Origin of the sequence: Lentzea aerocolonigenes (assembly GCF_000974445.1) — a bacterium.
GTDB lineage: Bacteria > Actinomycetota > Actinomycetes > Mycobacteriales > Pseudonocardiaceae > Lentzea > Lentzea aerocolonigenes.
Genome location: NZ_BBOJ01000002.1, coordinates 193,253 through 209,728 on the forward strand (window position 1 = coordinate 193,253; position 16,476 = coordinate 209,728).

14 protein-coding genes are annotated in these 16,476 nt (G+C 70.2%); 8 read left to right on the forward strand and 6 right to left on the reverse strand.

Annotated elements, in window-relative coordinates:
- Positions 1-37 precede the first annotated feature (37 nt).
- From AOM45_RS04740 to AOM45_RS04750, 3 genes are read right to left on the reverse strand one after another with little or no spacing between them, the layout of a single operon-like run.
- Positions 38-1,717 (reverse strand): GMC family oxidoreductase, encoded by a 1,680-nt coding sequence (locus tag AOM45_RS04740; protein ID WP_051784106.1) that lies wholly within the window; start codon positions 1,715-1,717, stop codon positions 38-40.
- On the reverse strand, positions 1,714-1,992 hold the full coding sequence (locus AOM45_RS04745) for a hypothetical protein (protein WP_030470106.1): 279 nt from the start codon (positions 1,990-1,992) through the stop codon (positions 1,714-1,716). Before AOM45_RS04745 ends, AOM45_RS04740 begins: the two co-directional genes overlap by 4 nt.
- Before the next feature lie 51 nt (positions 1,993-2,043).
- Positions 2,044-2,376, reverse strand: a complete 333-nt coding sequence (locus AOM45_RS04750) for a putative quinol monooxygenase (protein ID WP_030470107.1) — start codon at positions 2,374-2,376, stop codon at positions 2,044-2,046.
- A gap of 103 nt (positions 2,377-2,479) precedes the next feature.
- Between AOM45_RS04750 and AOM45_RS04755 the strand changes: the two genes are divergently transcribed.
- Positions 2,480-4,435 carry an MDR family MFS transporter gene (locus tag AOM45_RS04755; protein WP_051784131.1) on the forward strand — a complete coding sequence of 652 codons (1,956 nt, stop codon included), beginning with the start codon at positions 2,480-2,482 and terminating at the stop codon, positions 4,433-4,435.
- On the opposite strand, the gene AOM45_RS04760 is transcribed toward AOM45_RS04755, so the two are convergent.
- Positions 4,432-7,050 (reverse strand): AfsR/SARP family transcriptional regulator, encoded by a 2,619-nt coding sequence (locus AOM45_RS04760; protein ID WP_201779888.1) that lies wholly within the window; start codon positions 7,048-7,050, stop codon positions 4,432-4,434. The two genes, AOM45_RS04755 and AOM45_RS04760, sit on opposite strands and share 4 nt — an antisense overlap.
- A 127-nt stretch (positions 7,051-7,177) precedes the next feature.
- On the opposite strand from AOM45_RS04760, the gene AOM45_RS04765 reads away from it, so the two are divergent.
- Positions 7,178-7,546 (forward strand): hypothetical protein, encoded by a 369-nt coding sequence (locus AOM45_RS04765; protein WP_156094095.1) that lies wholly within the window; start codon positions 7,178-7,180, stop codon positions 7,544-7,546.
- A 134-nt stretch (positions 7,547-7,680) separates the two neighbouring features.
- Positions 7,681-8,814 (forward strand): endonuclease/exonuclease/phosphatase family protein, encoded by a 1,134-nt coding sequence (locus AOM45_RS04770; protein ID WP_030470111.1) that lies wholly within the window; start codon positions 7,681-7,683, stop codon positions 8,812-8,814.
- 10 nt (positions 8,815-8,824) lie between these two features.
- On the opposite strand, the gene AOM45_RS04775 is transcribed toward AOM45_RS04770, so the two are convergent.
- On the reverse strand, positions 8,825-9,115 hold the full coding sequence (locus tag AOM45_RS04775) for a DUF1905 domain-containing protein (RefSeq protein ID WP_030470112.1): 291 nt from the start codon (positions 9,113-9,115) through the stop codon (positions 8,825-8,827).
- A gap of 139 nt (positions 9,116-9,254) precedes the next feature.
- Between AOM45_RS04775 and AOM45_RS04780 the strand changes: the two genes are divergently transcribed.
- From AOM45_RS04780 to AOM45_RS04795, 4 genes are all read left to right on the forward strand, one after another.
- Positions 9,255-10,265: an iron ABC transporter substrate-binding protein gene (locus AOM45_RS04780; RefSeq protein WP_236703132.1), complete on the forward strand. Its 1,011-nt coding sequence runs from the start codon at positions 9,255-9,257 to the stop codon at positions 10,263-10,265.
- A gap of 62 nt (positions 10,266-10,327) precedes the next feature.
- Positions 10,328-11,782, forward strand: coding sequence for an ABC transporter permease (locus AOM45_RS04785; RefSeq protein WP_081902397.1), 1,455 nt, complete (start codon positions 10,328-10,330; stop codon positions 11,780-11,782).
- On the forward strand, positions 11,779-12,780 hold the full coding sequence (locus AOM45_RS04790) for an ABC transporter ATP-binding protein (protein ID WP_030470115.1): 1,002 nt from the start codon (positions 11,779-11,781) through the stop codon (positions 12,778-12,780). Before AOM45_RS04785 ends, AOM45_RS04790 begins: the two co-directional genes overlap by 4 nt.
- Positions 12,777-15,266 (forward strand): non-ribosomal peptide synthetase, encoded by a 2,490-nt coding sequence (locus AOM45_RS04795; RefSeq protein WP_035911802.1) that lies wholly within the window; start codon positions 12,777-12,779, stop codon positions 15,264-15,266. The genes AOM45_RS04790 and AOM45_RS04795 overlap by 4 nt, the downstream gene beginning before the upstream one ends.
- Here the strand turns inward: AOM45_RS04795 and AOM45_RS52125 are convergent.
- On the reverse strand, positions 15,250-15,837 hold the full coding sequence (locus AOM45_RS52125) for a hypothetical protein (protein WP_051784107.1): 588 nt from the start codon (positions 15,835-15,837) through the stop codon (positions 15,250-15,252). The two genes, AOM45_RS04795 and AOM45_RS52125, sit on opposite strands and share 17 nt — an antisense overlap.
- A gap of 85 nt (positions 15,838-15,922) precedes the next feature.
- Between AOM45_RS52125 and AOM45_RS04805 the strand changes: the two genes are divergently transcribed.
- Positions 15,923-16,474, forward strand: a complete 552-nt coding sequence (locus AOM45_RS04805; RefSeq protein ID WP_030470118.1) for a TetR/AcrR family transcriptional regulator — start codon at positions 15,923-15,925, stop codon at positions 16,472-16,474.
- Positions 16,475-16,476: the final 2 nt, after the last annotated feature.

Sequence of the window (16,476 nt, forward strand, 5' to 3'; positions counted from 1 at the left end):
CAGCGTCGAACAGCTGCCACCCCTGCGTCGAACGACGTCACGGAGCTTTCGACATTGTGCAGACAACTTCTTCCGGACGGCGCGACACGAGGTGGCCGGCCGTCCGCAGGGCGAGCGCCGCCATCGTCAGCGACGGGTTCGACGTGCCGAGCGACGGCATGCTCCCGCAGCCCACCGCGTACAGGTTGGGGTGGTCCCAGCACCGCTGCCACCTGTCCACCACCGAGTCGCGTGGCGAGTCCCCCATCACGTGCGTGCCACCGCCGTGGCCCGCGCCCCAGTACCGGAGCGGCTCGCCGTCGTGCTCGAAGTACCGTTCGTCGTCCGGCTTGTACGACGTGTGGTCCTCGGCGCCGAGCAGCTCGAAGATGCGGTCCGACGCCCGTTTCGCGGCCAGCAGACCGTCCTTCACGTAGTCCGACAGTCCGTAGTGGACGCTCGGCCGCGGGTTGCCCAGGGCGTCGAGGTCCGTGCCGAGCGTGACCCGGTTCGCCGGATCGGCCTCCTGCTCGATCTCGAACTGCAGCGCGAACTGCCGGCCGACCCGGTCCGCGACGGCCTGCCGCAGCGCCTTGCCGCGCAGGCCCGCCGCGACGAACTCGGCCGTGTCCGAGCCGGGACTGCCCGCCGACCAGCCCCAGCCCCAGTTGCCGATCTCGATCCGGAACGGCGCCCGCGTGCAGCGCTGCGGACCGGAGCGGAACACCTCGATGCCCGTCGTCGAGCCGGGGCCGCGGAACGGGCCGATCTGCTGCGGCATCAACGCCCACGTCAGCAGCGCCGGGTGGTCCATCAGGTTGCGGCCCACCTGGTCGCTGCTGTTCGCGAGCCCGGACATCAGCAGCAGTTTGGCGTTCTCGATGGCGTGCGCGGCGAGGACGACGAGGTCCGCCTCTTCCTCGTGCCGCGTGTGCCTGCCGCTCGTGTCGTCCTCGTAGCGCTGGTAGGTCACTTTGGTGATGCGCCCGAACTCGTCGGCGTGCACCCGGTTCACGACGCAGCGGGTGCGCAGCTCGACGGCGGCGGACCACTGCTTCTGCGTGCGGTGCGGCGTGTACTTGGCGTTCTCCGGGCAGATCGGCACGCAGCTCGCGTAGCCCGCGCACAGCTGCCCGTGCGGCCGGTAGCCGTTCACCGGAATCCCGTTGCGCGCCTGAGGAGTTCCGACGACGAGAAGCTCGTTCCCGTCGATGCTCTGACCGTCCACGACGGACGCGATCGCCTCGTCGAGGTACGTGCGGGGCAGGGCGTGCATGGGATAGCGGTAGCCGTCCGCCACGGGAAGGTGCTGGCGCTGCTCGTCGGCGTCGGCCGCGACGCCGATCTCCCACTCCGCGGCGCGGTAGTAGGGCTCCAGCTCGTCGTAGGAGAGCGGCCAGTTGCGGCCGCGCCCGAGGTCGGCGGTGCGGAAGTCCTCGGGATGCATGCGCGGTGTGATGCCGGTCCACGCGGTGCCGGTGCCACCGTTCATCCGCAGGTAGGGGCTGCTGTAGTCGAACGGCCCGGTGTTGATCAGGTAGTCGCTCGACGGCGCCGCGGCGGTCGTCCGGTACGGCGCGAGCGGTGTCTTGACGAGCGCGGTCCGGAACCTGCGCACCGCCTCGTCGTGGTCGTTGTGCGCTCCCGCCTCCAGCACGAGCACGCGAAACCCGTTGTCCCCCAGCACCTTGGCGATCAGCGAGCCGGCGAACCCCGCGCCGACGACCACGGCCCTCACGAGGTGCTTCTTCTGGGTCTGCGCTCCCAGCTGCCGAAACCGGGCGCGCGGGTGCCAGGCGCGGCCACCCCGACGGCCTTCCACGCCAGCCCTTCGGCGTAGGCGCGGGCACTCGGCACGACCCCGTGCCACACCCCGGTGTACCAGAGCTCGATGATGTCGGCTTCCGGCGCGCCCTGCGCCAGCGCGCGGTACTGCTCGACCAGTCCGGTCGACCTCAGCTCCTCCGCCGAGAACCCGGTCAGCTCGGCGGACAACTCCACGAACGCGTCCATCGCGCCATCCTCACGGAGGCCCTGTCCTGCGCCAAACGATCTGACCAAGGCTCACCCGCGTGGCCCAACCGCCATTTCGCCCAGCAACGACCAGTCGTCCTGCTCCAGCACGGCGTTGACGATCCGCGGCGTCTCCTGCAGGTACGGCGGCAGCTCGGCCTGCGCGACCTTGAAGTGCGCGGACTGCACGTGCGCGGCCCCGGCGTCCCCGTCCCGGAACGCCTCGACGAGCACGTACTCGGTCTCGTCGTCGAGGCTGCGCGACCAGTCGAACCACAGGCAGCCGGGCTCGCCGCGGGTGGCCTCGGTGAAGGCGCGGGAGAGCTCGGGCCAGGTGTCGGCGTACTCGGGCAGGACGCGGAACTTCGCGGTGATGAAGATCAAGACGGCCTCCTTCGCGTGATCACGCCCCGAGCCTATGGGGTGAGGCGGGGTTGCGCGCCCTGCGAGGTCGCACAACCTGCGCGATCATCCCCGAGTGCCCGAGATGATCGACACCCGCCGGCGCAACCTCGTCGTCGCGGCCGTCCTGCTGGCCATGCTCCTGGCCGCCCTCGACCAGACCATCGTGTCCACCGCTCTGCCGACGATGGTCGCCGACCTCGGCGGCGGCGCGCACCTGTCGTGGGTCGTCACGTCCTACCTGCTCGCCGAGACCGTCATGACGGTCCTGATCGGCAAGTTCGGTGACCTCTACGGGCGCAAGAAGACGTTCGTGGTCAGCGTCGTCCTGTTCCTGGCCGGCTCGTTCTTCGCGGGCTGGTCGGAGTCGATGGGCACGCTCATCGCGTTCCGCGCTGTGCAGGGGCTCGGCGCGGGTGGGCTCATGGTCACCTCGACGGCGATCATCGCGGACGTCGTGCCGCTGCGGGAACGCGGCAAGTTCCAGGGGTTCGCGGGTGCGGTGTTCGGCATCGCCACGGTGGCCGGGCCGTTGCTCGGCGGACTGTTCGTGGACCACCTGAGCTGGCGGTGGGCGTTCTACGTGAACATCCCGCTCGGCGTCGCCGTGATCGCAGTGGCGCTGGCGGCCCTGCCCACGATCAGGACCGACGCCCACCCGAAGATCGACTACGCCGGCATCGCGCTCATCGCGCTCGCGGCCACCGGGCTGACGCTGGTCACGAGCTGGGGCGGCACCGAGTACCCGTGGACGTCGCCGACGATCCTGGGCATGGCCGCCGGGTCGGTCGTGCTGCTCGTCGCGTTCGTGTTCGTCGAGCAGCGCGCGGCCGAGCCGATGCTGCCGATGCGGTTGTTCTCGAGCCGGGTCTTCACGGTGTCGGGTGTGCTGAGCTTCGTCGTCGGGTTCGCGATGCTCGGCGGCATCACCTACCTGCCGATCTACCTCCAGTACGTGCGCGGCGAGTCGGCGACGGCCTCCGGGCTGTGGATGCTGCCGCTGATCGCCGGACTCATGACCACGGCATTGCTCACCGGCAACGTGATCAGCCGCACCGGCAGGTACCGGATCTTCCCGCTGGCCGGGTCCGCGGGGCTCGCACTCGGCCTCCTGCTGCTGTCCTTTTTGGACGCGACCACGAGCTACTGGGTCGTGGGCACGTTCATGGTCGTGCTGGGCGCGGGCATCGGCCTGGTCATGCAGGTGCCGGTGATCGTCGTGCAGAGCACCACGAACTACACCGACCTCGGCGTCGCCACGTCCGGCATCAGCTTCCTGCGCACCATGGGCAGCTCGTTCGGCGTCGCGCTGTTCGGCACGATCTACGCGAACCAGCTGCCGAAACACCTCCAGGGGATCGACCCGCGCGCCACCGCCAGTCCCGCCGCCGTCCACGCGCTGCCCGAGGCCGTCAAAGCGCCGATCGTGAACGGGTACGCGGAAACCGTGCAGACGATGTTCCTCATCGCCGCCCCGATCGGCCTGGTGGCGCTGGCCGTCGCGTTCTTCCTGCCGCAGGTGCGGTTGCGCGACACGTCACGCGCCGCCGCCACCGGCAACAGCGGTGTGGGCGAGAGCTTCGCCGCGCCGCCGTCCAGCTCCTACGACGAACTGCGCAAGCTGGTGTCCACGGTCGTCGCGAAGTCCGGCGAGGACCCGCACCTCGCCGTGCTCCGGCGGTCCGGCGTCGCGCTGCCGCTGGAACAGGCGTGGCTGCTCGGGCGGGTGTACCGGGCGTCGACGGACGACGGGGTCGCCACGCTCGACGAGATCGCCGAGATGACGGAGGTGCCCGGCGGCATCTTCGAACCGACGGCGCAGGCGCTCGTGCGGTCGGGGCACCTGACGTTCAGCGGCGACGGCTACCGGTTCACCGACGAGGGCGCGGACGTGTTCGCCCAGCTCGTCAGGGCGTGGCGGCGGTGGCTGCTCGACCAGCTCGACGACTGGCACGAGCCGGACCAGCGCGACTTCGCGCAGGCGCTCGACTCGTTCACCGACGAGCTGATCGAGAGCGGCCGTCAGATGAGCAGGGTCTAGATCCTGGCCTCCAGGGCCGCCGCCTCCGACACACGCCCCTGCACCCGGTACAGCTCCAGAGCCCGCCCCCACTGCTCGCGCGCCAGGTCGTCCTCCCCGGCCGCCGCGTGCACGTCGCCGAGGTGCTCCAGCACCGTGGCCTGCTCCGCCGAGTTGTCCAGCTCCCGGTAAAGCGCCAGCGCCTCGCGGTAGTGCGCGACGGCGTCAGCGTGCCGGCCGTCGTGGTGGGCGATGTGCGCGAGACTGTCCAAAGTGGCCGCCGAGCCCTCGGTGTGGCCGAGTTTGTCGTTGAGCAGCACGGCGTCCTCGCAGTACGTCCTGGCTTCGGCGTAGCGGTTCAGGCACGCGTACCGCCAGCCCACCTCGTTCAGCGACTCGGCCTCCCGGATCTGGGCACCGGCCGCGCGGAACTTCTCCAGGCCCAGCAGCGAGTGCTCCAGCGCCTTCTCCAGATCGCCCTCGAACTCCGCGGCCCACGCGATCGCCCGGTGCGCCGCGCCGTGCGCCGCGTTGTCGCCGGTCCGCGCGAACAGCTCCAGGCTGCGGTCGAAGTGCCTGTGCCCCAACGAGGACTGGCCCAGCTCCACGTAGTCGGCGCCGAGGCACATGTGCGCGGTCGCCTGCCTGGTCTCGTCTCCCAGGGCTTCTGCCGCGCGCAACGCCATCAGCCACGCATCCACGTCGTCGGAGGTGCGCCCCCGGCGGAGGTGGTAGCTGTTCATCGTGCGGCCGAGCATCGACACGACCTCGAAGTCACCTCGCTCCAGCGCAAGCCGCTGCTCGGTCATCAGACACGCGTGCTCGGCGTCGAACCACGCCATCACCGCAGCCCGGTCCGCGAACGACAGGACGTGGCCGCTTTCGTGCTCCGGCAGGGCTTTGTGCGGCTCCAGCGCGAGCGCCGCGGCCCGCGCGGTCGCCGCGTAGAAGTCCGCCAGCCGGGAGCCGGGGGAAGCCGGGAGGTCCGCCGCGTACAACCCGACCAGGTCGTGCATCCGGTACCGGCCGGGCACGTGCTGCTGCACCAGGTGCGCGTTCTCCAGCTCCCGCAACACCATCCGCGTCCGCGTCACGGACCTGTCCAGCAGCGCCGCGACCGCCGCGAGCGACACGTCCGCCGTGCCGACGGTCCCGAGCAGCCCGAACGCGCGCGCCGCCTCGTCCGACAGCGCCGCGACGGACCACGAGAACACCGCGCGCAGGTTCGTGCCGATCTCTCCCGCGTCCAGCGCGTCGAGCGGCTGTTCCCGCAGCTCCTCCGCGAACACCGCCAGCGGGAAGTCCGGTTCCATCGCGGCCCGCGCGGCGACGATCGACAACGCCAGCGGCAGCCCACCGCACCAGCTCACCAGGTCGGCGACCACGCCGGGCTCGGCCGCCACCCGCTCCACGCCGAGCCGCGCGGCCAGGAACTCGTGGGCATCGACAGGCAGCAGCACGTCGAGCGACACCGACCTGGCGCCGTGCGCGGCCACCAGTCCCGCCAGCTTGAGCCTGCTCGTGACGAGCACCGTCGCGGTCGGGCCCGGCAGCAGCGGCACGACCTGCTCGGTGGACCGCGCGTTGTCGAGCAGCACCAGCATCCGCTTGCCCGCGACCACGCTCCGGTACCGCGCGGCCAGCGCGTCCAGCCCGGCGGGGATCGTCCTCTCCCCCAACGCCTCCAGGAACTCCCGCAGCACGGTCTCCGGCGGCGTCGGCTCAGCCGACGGGTCGAACCCGCGCAGGTTCACGTACAGCTGACCGTCCGGGAACTCCTCGACGTGCCGGTGCGCCCAGTGCAACGCGAGAGCGGTCTTGCCGATGCCGCCCGTGCCGCCGATCGCGGTGATCACGACGGTGCCCGACGACCCCAGTGCGGCCAGTTCGTCCGAACGGCCGGTGAACCACGGGTGCGGCGCCGGCAGCTGCCGTGGCCCGCTCGGGCGCGGTTCCGCGTCTCCGGCGAGGACCCGCTGGTGGACCTCCTGCAACGGCTTGCTCGGATCCACGCCGAGCTCGTCGGCGAGCCGGCGACGCACGGAGTCGTAGTGCCGCAACGCCTCCGCGTCGTTGCCGGACAGGTGCAGCGCCAGCACCAGTTGCGCGGCAAGGCGTTCGTCGTGCGGTCGTTCGTCGGCCGCCCGCCGCAACGCGGGCAGCACCGCGGCGTGCCTGCCGTCCGCGAGCGCCACGTCGTTGCGGTCCAACTCGGCGGCCTCGCGTTCGGCGTGCAGGCTCTCCCGCAGCGCGTCGAACCACGGCGACTCGAGCCCGTCCAGCGCCTGCCCGCGCCACAACGCGAGTGCCGCGTCGAAATCGCCTTCCCGCACCAATGCCCGGAATCGGAACAAGTCGACCCGAGACGACTCCACGGTCAGCCGATAACCGGCGGGAGAACGTTCGATGTCCACCCCGAGAACCTTGCGAAGCTTCGACACGTATCCGTACAGCGTCTCGCGCGCTCTCAGCGGCGCCCGGTCGCCCCACACGCGGTCGAGCAGCCGGTCGACCGGTACCGGCCTCCCCTCCTCCACCAGCAGTGCGACCAGCACGGACCGTTGCCGGACGTGGCCGATCTCGACCACCTCACCCCGGTCTCGCACCTCGACGGCACCGAGCAGCCCGAACTCCACTTCCCACCCCTCAGCTGCGGATTCAAGGTTCATCCTAGGTTCGCACCCGACCGAAGGAGCAACGTCGTGGTCACGGGCCGAACGGCTCGTGGGAGATCTCCCGGATTTCAGATGTCAAGGGGTATTCGTGAAGTCTCGTAATTTCGTCCTGGCAGTCGCGGGTCTGGGGCTCGCACTCGGCGGGCTCGTTCCCGCTGTCGCCAGCGCGGAGACCTCCGGCGACGTGTCCGTCCAGGAAGTGCACCGCAAGTCGGCGAAGTGCCGCACGCCGGAAGGCCAGAAGATCAACATCTCCTGGGGCGACGGCAACGTCAGCACGACGGTCTACTACAACAACCACTGCAACCAGGCTCGGGCGATCGAGCTGGAGTTCGTGAAGGAGAGCGGCGAGCGCTTCAACAAGTGCTTCGTCGCACCGGCGCGGACGCAGGGCCACAAGAAGATCGATTACGGCATGCCGAACAAGGTGTCGATCCTCGACGGCGGCCGCTGCTGATCGGGTCCTGATGCCTGGAGGGCCCCGGACACCAACCGGCAGCCCGGCCGCGGGGCCCTCCACCATCAGCCCAGCGAAAGATCACCCGACCAGACCAGGGCGGAGTCGTTCCTCCACATGCGACCCTGGAACCGATGAGCACCACGCGAATCGGGTCGTTCAACGTGGAGAACATGTTCGAGCGCCCCAAGGTGATGGCCAGGGGCGCGACGAAGCACGCGGCCCCGGTTCTGGCCGCCCACGCGCGTTTCAACGAGCTCATCGCCTCGGACGACTACTCACCCGAGGTCAAGGAAGAACTGCTCGAACACCTGGCAACGCTCGAGTTGCTGCGCAGCGACCGCAGCAGGTACGCGATCCTGCGCCGCATCCGCGGCAGGTTCCTCGCGCGGCACCGCACCGGCGAAACCTCAGTCGTGGCAAGCGGTCGCGAGTCCTGGGTCGGCTGGGTGGAGCTCACCACCGAACCCATCAGCGAGCTCGCCACGCGGCACACCGCCCAGGTGATGCGCGACGTCGGCGCCCACGTCCTCGGCGTGGTCGAGGCCGAGTCCCGCGAGCTGCTGCACATGTTCTCCGCCAGCATGCTCAAGAACGTCGGCTGGACCCCGTACGAGGAGGTCCACCTCATCGACGGCAACGACGAACGCGGCATCAACGTCGGCCTGCTGACCCGCGACGCGCACGAGGTCATCACCATCCGGACCCACGTGTACGCCAAGGACAGCTCCGGCGTGATCTTCTCCAGGGACTGCGCCGAGTACCACGTGCGCACGCCCGCCGGTCCCGAGCTGGTCGTGCTCGTGAACCACCTGAAGTCCAAGGGTTACGGTGCTCCCGGCGACCCGATCGGCGCCCGCCGCCGGTTCCGCCAGGCGGTCCGCATCGCCCGCATCGTGAACCGGTTGCGCGACGAGGGCCACGAGCACATCGCCGTCGTCGGCGACCTCAACGACACCGCCGACAGCGAGGCGCTGCGTCCGCTCTTCCAGCGCACCGGCCTGCGCGACATCAGCGAGCACGAGAACTTCGACTGGGACCACCGCCTCGGCACGTACCGCGGCGTGAACGAGAAGGGCAAGATCGACTACGTCCTGCTCACCCCGGACCTGTTCGCGAAGGCCACCGGTGGCGGTGTGTTCCGCAGGGGCGTGTGGCGTGGGCCGCGGACGAAGAACCGTTGGGACGTCTACGAAACCCTGACCAGCGAGGTGCACGCGGCCAGCGACCACGCGGCGATCTACGCCGACATCGACTGGAGCGCCTAGACAACTGTGCTCAGACCACGTCGACGGTCACCTCGACGACGTCTCCCGGCCCCACGTCGTTCTTCTTGCGCACAGCGGCCTTGATCGGCAGCACGTAGCAGCCGGACTGCTTGTCCGGAAACACCGACGTCGACCACGACGAGGCGCCGAGCCCTGCGCGGACCTTCACGGAACCGAAGCCGGCGCCGGGCGTGGCGAGTTCCCTGATCTGTTCGGAAACGTCCTCCGGCAGCGTCACGAAAGTCCACGTGTCCATGCGCCGGGCGTCCCAGAGCCACAATTCCGCGTCGAAGACGAACATGCTCACATTATGGGGCCAAACAGGTGATGTGTCCGTCGTCGCATCACGTAATGGCATCCACGTCTTGAATGCGACCTTAGGTTAGCTTTACCTTGTCGACGCCCGTTCTGACCTGGGGGTGAGTCGAGGAGGACCGCTGGTGAGGCGTCGTGCACGCACCGTGATGGTGGTGGCCGCGCTGTTGGCGTCGACGTTGTCGGCCTGCAGTTCCGCGAACGACCTGGTCATTTATTCGGGCCGCAACGAACAATTGGTCGGCGCCCTCCTCGACCAGCTGGAAGCCGCCGTCGGAATCGACGTCCAGGTGCGGTACGGCGGCAGCGGTGAAATGGCCGCGCAGCTGCTGGAAGAAGGCCAGGGAACCGAGGCCGACCTGTTCTTCTCGCAGGACGCCGGTGCGCTCGGCGCCGTCGGCGCGCAGGGCAGGCTGGCGGAGCTGCCCGCGGACGTGCTCGGCATGGTGCCGGAGAACTACCGGGCGCGCGACAAGCGGTGGGTGGCCACGAGCGCACGTGCTCGCGTCATCGCCTACGACCCCCGCGTGCTGCAGGAGACCGAGCTGCCCCAGACGGTCGACGAGGTCGTCGACCCGAAGTGGAAGGGCAAGATCGGGTACGCGCCGACCAACGGGTCGTGGCAGGCGTTCGTGACGTCGGTCCGGGTGCTCAAGGGCGAGGAGTTCGCCAAGGACTGGCTGAAGAAGTTCGCCGCCAACGAGCCCAAGCGGTTCGACAACAACAACAGCATCCTCAAGGCCGTCGACGACGGTCAGCTCCCCTTTGGACTGATCAACCACTACTACTGGTACGCCATGGTCGCGGAGAAGGGCGGCGAGGCGAACGTCAAGGCCAGGCTGCACCGCGTCGGCAACGGTGACCCGCTCGCGCTGGTCAACGTGGCGGGCGTCGGGATCGTCCAGGGCAGCAACCAGAGCGAGGCCGCGCAGAAGGCCGTCCGGTTCCTGCTGTCCGAGCAGGCGCAACGGCACTTCGCCGACGTGACCGCCGAGTACCCGGCCAACCCCGGGGTGAAGCCCGGCAAGCACCAGCTGCCGCCGATCACGGACCTGCACGCCCCCGACATCGACCTCTCCAAGCTCTCGTCCCTGCAGGAGACGGTGAAGCTGTTGCAGGAAGCGGGGTTGTCCTGAGGCCCGCCCACCGGGCCGCCCCTGCACTCACCACGCTCTCCCTCCTCGTCGCCGCGGCGGCCGTGCTGCCGCTGGCGTACCTGGCCGTGCGCTCGTTCGAACGCGGCGGAGGGGTCGTGTGGGACGTGCTCGCGCGGACCCGGACCGCGGAACTGGCGCTGCGGAGCCTGTCGCTCGCGGTGGCGGTGACGGCCTCGTGCCTCGTCCTCGGCGTGCTCGGCGCGTGGCTCGTCGTGCGTTCGGATCTGATGGGGCGCAGGGCTTTCGGCGTGCTGCTGGTGCTGCCGCTCGCGGTGCCGTCGTACGTCGCCGGGTTCACCTGGATCTCCGTGGTGCCGGACCTCACCGGGTTCGCGGGCGCGTTCGTGGTGCTGACGCTGGTGTCGTACCCGTACGTGCTGCTGCCGGTGGCGGCCGCGTTGCGCACGGCCGACCCGGCGGTGGAGGAGGTCGCGCGGTCACTCGGGCGGACCAGCCGTCAGGTGTTCTTCTCCTTGACGCTGCGGCAGATCCGCCCCGCGGCGCTCGCGGGCGGGCTGCTGGTGGCGCTGTACGTGCTGAGCGACTTCGGCGCGGTGTCGCTCATGCGGTACGAGGCGTTCACGCTCGGCATCTACACGAGCTACCGGGCGTCGTTCGACCGCACCCCGGCGGCGGTTCTCGGACTGGTGCTGGTGGTGCTGGCGATCGCGTTGACCGTCGGTGAACGCAAGGCACGCGGTGTGGTGGCGCACCGCGGCCGACGGCAGCCGTCGACCGTGCCGCTCGGACGGGCGCGAGTACCGGCGTTGGCGGGAACGGTCGTGCTGGTCCTGCTGACGCTCGGCGTGCCGGTGGTCAGTCTCGTGTGGTGGCTGGTCGCGGGCACTTCGACGTTCTCCGTCGCGGACCTCCTCGCCACCACCGGGAACACGGTCGCGGTGTCGGCGTTCGGCGCGCTGCTGACACTCGTTCTGGCGTTGCCCGTGGGAATCCTGGCCGCGCGGCACCAGGGCCGGCTCGTACGAGGGGTCGAGCTGGCCGGGTTCGCGGGGCACGCGCTGCCGGGCATCACCGTCGGACTCGCGCTGGTGTTCTTCGGCATCCGGTTCGCCCCGCCGCTGTACCAGACGACACCGATGCTGGCGTTCGCGTACGCGGTGCTGTTCCTGCCGCTGGCCATCGGGGCGGTGCGCACAGGTGTGGCGCACGCGCCGCCCGTGCTGGAGGACGTCTCCCGGTCGCTCGGCGTCGGGCGCTGGGAGACGGGCCGGCGGGTGACGGTGCCGCTGGCCGCGCCGGGGATCCTGGCCGGGACCGCGCTCGTGTTCCTGACCTGTGCCAAGGAGTTGCCGGCGACGTTGCTGCTGCGACCGACCGGGATGGACACCCTGGCGACCGAGCTGTGGACGCGCACGGAGATCGGCGCCTATGCCGCGGCGGCGCCGTATGCGGCGGTTCTGCTTGTGGTGGCAGCGATTCCGGCGGTGGTGCTGGACCGGTTCCTGCGCCGAACAATTCAGGGAGGTGAGCGGTGAGCGGCTTGACCGTGAAGCGACTGGTCGCGGGCTACGGCGGGGATCCCGTGCTGCGCGAGGTCGATTTCGAGGTGCCGGAAGGCGGTCTGCTCGCCGTGCTCGGGCCCTCCGGGTGCGGCAAGACGACGTTGCTGCGCGTCCTGGCGGGCTTTCACCCCGTGTCGTCGGGCGAGGTGTGGCTGGGTGGGAGGCAGCTGACGTCCGCCGTGCCGCCCGAGCAGCGCGGGATCGGGATCGTGCCGCAGGAAGGCGCGTTGTTCCCGCACCTGACCGTGGCGGGCAACGTCGGGTTCGGACTCCGGCGAGGTGACCGCGGCGCACGGGTCGAGGAACTGCTCGACCTGGTCGGACTCGCGGGCTTCGGTGCGCGCATGCCCGCCGAGCTGTCCGGCGGCCAGGCACAACGGGTCGCGCTGGCACGCGCGTTGGCACCACGACCGGGAGTCGTGCTGCTCGACGAACCGTTCTCCGCGCTGGACGCCGGACTGCGCGAGGAGCTCCGGGCCGACGTGCGCGCGACGCTGAAGGCGGCCGGCGCGACGGCGTTGCTCGTGACGCACGACCAGGAAGAAGCGCTGGGGATCGCCGACCACGTGGTGGTGCTGCGCGACGGTGCCGTGGCGCAGTTCGCGAGGCCGCAGACCATCTACACCTCCCCCGCAGACCTCGGCGTGGCGCTGTTCGTGGGCGAAGCGGTGACGTTCCAGGGCGTCGCCCGCTCCGGCCTGGTCGCCACACCGCTCGGCGAGCTGCGGACGTCCGGCGACGGACCCGGAACCGTGCTGGTGCGCCCGGAACAGCTGATCCTCGGCACCGGCGGAGTCATGTCCACTGTGGACGACGTGCGGTTCCACGGCCACGACGCGACGGTACTGCTGCGCCTCGCCGACGGCACGCGGGTCCGGTCCCGCGTCCAGGGACGGGTTCCGGTGCGCGCAGGGGACTCGGTCGCGGTGTCGGTCGACGGTCCGGCGTTGTTCTTCGGAGACACACCGTGACGGCGACCGCGGACCTCGGGTTCGCCGACGACCTCGCCGTGCACGGAAACCGGCTCGCCCTCGTGACCGAAGACGGCTCCCTCACCTACGAGGAACTGGACCAGCGCGTGGCGGCGGCGTGCGAACGGCTCGGCACGACGCGCCGGCTCGTGCTGCTCGCCGCGGAGAACGACGTCGACTCGATCGTGGCGTACCTGGCGGCGTTGCGCGGCCGGCACCCGGTGGTGCTCGCGGCGGCGGGGCAGGTTCCGGCGCTCGTGTCGGCGTACGACCCGGATGTGGTGGTCTCGGGCTCGTGGGAGGACCGGCGCCGCGGCACGGCGTACGACTCGGACGCGAGGGCCACCGGCACCTGGACCGAGCAGCACCACGGCACCGTCCACGACTCCCACGCGAGAACCACCGGCACCTGGACCGAACGACACCACGGCACCGTTCACGACCTGCACCCCGAACTCGCCCTTCTGCTCTCGACCTCCGGCACCACCGGATCACCCAAGCTCGTCCGGCTCAGCCTCGACAGCCTCACCGCGAACGCCGCCGCGATCGCCACCTACCTGGACATCCGGCCGTCCGACCGCGCCATCACCTCGTTGCCGCTGCACTACTGCTACGGCCTGTCCGTCGTGAACAGCAACCTCGCGCGTGGAGCCGGCCTGGTGCTGACCGGCCGTTCGGTGATCGAGCCGGAGTTCTGGGACCTCGTGCGTTCCCACGGCGTGACGAGCCTGCACGGCGTGCCGCACACGTTCGGGCTCCTCGACGGCATCGGGTTCGCCGGCATGGACGTGCCGTCGCTGCGGTACGTGACGCAAGCCGGTGGGCGGCTGGCCCCTGCGGACGTCGCGCGGTACGCGGCACTGGGCGAAGAACGCGGCTGGCAGTTCTTCGTCATGTACGGCCAAACCGAGGCCACCGCACGCATGGCCTACCTGCCGCCGCAACTCGCAGCGACCCACCCGTCCGCGATCGGGGTCGCGATCCCCGGCGGCGAGCTGCTGCTGGACGACGGTGAGCTGGTCTTCCGCGGCCCCAACGTCATGCTCGGCTACGCGCACTCCCCCGCGGACCTGGCGCTCGGCCGCACGACGTTCGAGCTGCGGACCGGAGACCTCGGCTCGGTCGACGGCGGCGTGTACTCGGTGACCGGCCGCAAGAACCGGTTCGTGAAGCCGTTCGGGCTGCGCGTCGACCTCGACCAGATCGAACGATCACTGCTGGCGGACGGCCTCCGCATGGCCTGCACGGGCGACGACGACGGCCTGGTCGTCGCGGTGCTCGGCCCGGCCGACCGCGCGGTGCGGCTGATCCGCGCCCTCACCGATCTTCCCGCGTCCGCCGTCCGCGCCTACTCGGTGACGTCGATTCCGTTGCTGTCCAACGGGAAAATCGACTACAAGGCCGTCGCCGCGCCTCAGGATCCCGAGTCGGCGTCGGTGCGCGAGGTGTTCGCGACGGTGCTCGGTGTGCGGTCGGTGCCGTCCGACGCGACGTTCAACTCGCTGGGCGGCGACTCCCTGCGCTACGTGCAGATGACCGTGCGACTGCAACGGTTGCTGGGCGACCTGCCCCGCGACTGGCCGACGACGCCGGTGTCGTCGCTGGAAGAGCTCCGCGGCAGGCGCGGCCGGTTGCCGATGATCGACACCACGATCGTGCTGCGGGCGTTGTCGATCCTGCTGATCGTCGGCTCACACGTCGGGTTCTTCAAGCTGCTCGGCGGCGCGCACCTGCTGCTCGTGGTGGCGGGCTGGAACTTCGCCCGCTTCCTGCTGCCCGCCGACCCGCTGCGGATCCTGCGTGCCACGGCCTTCATCGCCGTGCCGACGTCGCTCTGGCTCGTCTACCGGGCCGCGGTCACCGACGACGTCACGCTCGACAACGTGTTGCTGGTCAACAACTTCACGAGGGTCGGCGCCGCCGGCTACTGGTTCGCCGAGGTGCTCGTCCACTTCCTCCTGTTGTGCGCCCTGATCTTCGTGATCCCGGCGTTCCGGCGCTGGGAACAACGGCACGGCTACGCGTTCGCACTGGCGTTGCTCGGCGTGACGCTGGCACTGAGGTTCACCGTCGAAGGCGACTTCTTCGTGCGCAACATGACCACGCTCGGCGCGGCGTGGTTCATCGCGCTGGGCTGGCTCGCCCAGCGCAGTGCCGTGAGCCACGCCGCGCTGTGGCAGAAGTGCCTCGTCGTGGTGGTCGTGGTCGCGATGGTCCCCGGCCGCATGGAGGACCTCTCCCGCGAGATCGTCGTGATAACGGGCCTGATCCTGCTGCTGTCGCTGTCCCGCCTGCCGGTGCCGCGCGCCCTGCTCACCCCGCTCAGCCTGCTCGCCAGCGCCTCACTCGCCATCTACCTGACGCACTACGCCGTCTTCCCGCACCTCCAACCGGAAGTGCCGGCGGCGATCGTCTGGGTGGTGTGCATCGCGGTGGGCTGTGCGGTGTGGAGCGGGATCACCAGGGTGGTCAGAGCGGCGCGCTGATCCGGAAGTGCTCGTCTAACCGTTCGGCGAGCTCCTCCCCCATCCCGTAGGGCGCCTGCCCCCGCACCAGGTCGAGGAACCCGAGCAGGTCCTGCCGCACCACCGCGAGGTGCACGGGCAGCTCGGCCAGCGGAACCTCGCAGGCCGGTCCGTCGGTCTTGCCGTCGTCCGGCCACACCCGGACGACACCGTCCCCGAACTCGATCTTCGGATCCGGTGAGTGCCCGAGCCACGGGTGCACGCCGTCGAGCACGCCGCACCAGTCCCGCCAGTCCTCGATCCCCTGGCAGCACCCCGGCTCGATCACCACGCCGGTGCGCGTGTCCCGGACCAGCAGGCCGCCGGACATGATGATCTTCTCCGCCTCCAGCAGCACCCGGAGCATCGACGGCCCGTCCTGCTCGACCTGCTGGTGGTTGTTGTACTGCGCGATCGAGGCCAGGGCGGTGCCGACGTCCTCGCGCGACATCCGCCCGGACAGCACGACGTCACCGTCCGAGTACGGCCCGGTGGGCCAGTCGGGGAAGTTGACCAGGTGGTGCGCGGCCACCACAGCGGACATCTCGATCACTCACCCATTATGGTGACGAACACCACCGACCACTTCGGTCGGTTTACCTACCGAACCGGTCGGTAAACGTCGTAAAGTCGTCGGCATGCCACGACAGCCCAGGACCGGGGTCGACGAGAAGCTCCTCGACGCCGCCGCCGCGCTCTTCGCCCGGCACGGCTTCGAGCAGACCTCGTTGAAGTCGCTCGCGGACGCCGTCGGCCTGTCCAAGGCGGGCCTGCTGCACCACTTCCCGAGCAAGGACGCCCTCTTCGAAGCGGCATGGGCGCAGAGCCGCGTGCTGAGCAAGCAGGTGGCCGACCTCGTCGCCCCCCTGCCTGCCGGGCCCGCGCGGGAACGCCGGGCGCTGGAGCTGCTCACCGACGTCGCGCTCGACCGTCCAGGGCTCGTCGCACTGCTGTTCCGGTCGTTGACGGCACCGCGTGAGGACCCGCAGCAGGCGCAGGACGAACTGCTGATCAACGAGATGTTCGTCGTCGACCCCGAGAAAGAGCTCGCGCGCGCGATCCGGATCGTCGGCGCGCTCAGCGCCATGGCCGTACTGACCCTCATGGCCAACCAGGAGGGCGACAAGACGACGTGGCGCCCCTTGATCCTCGCTACCTGTTACGACGCACTCGGCCACCAGGAGGCCTGACC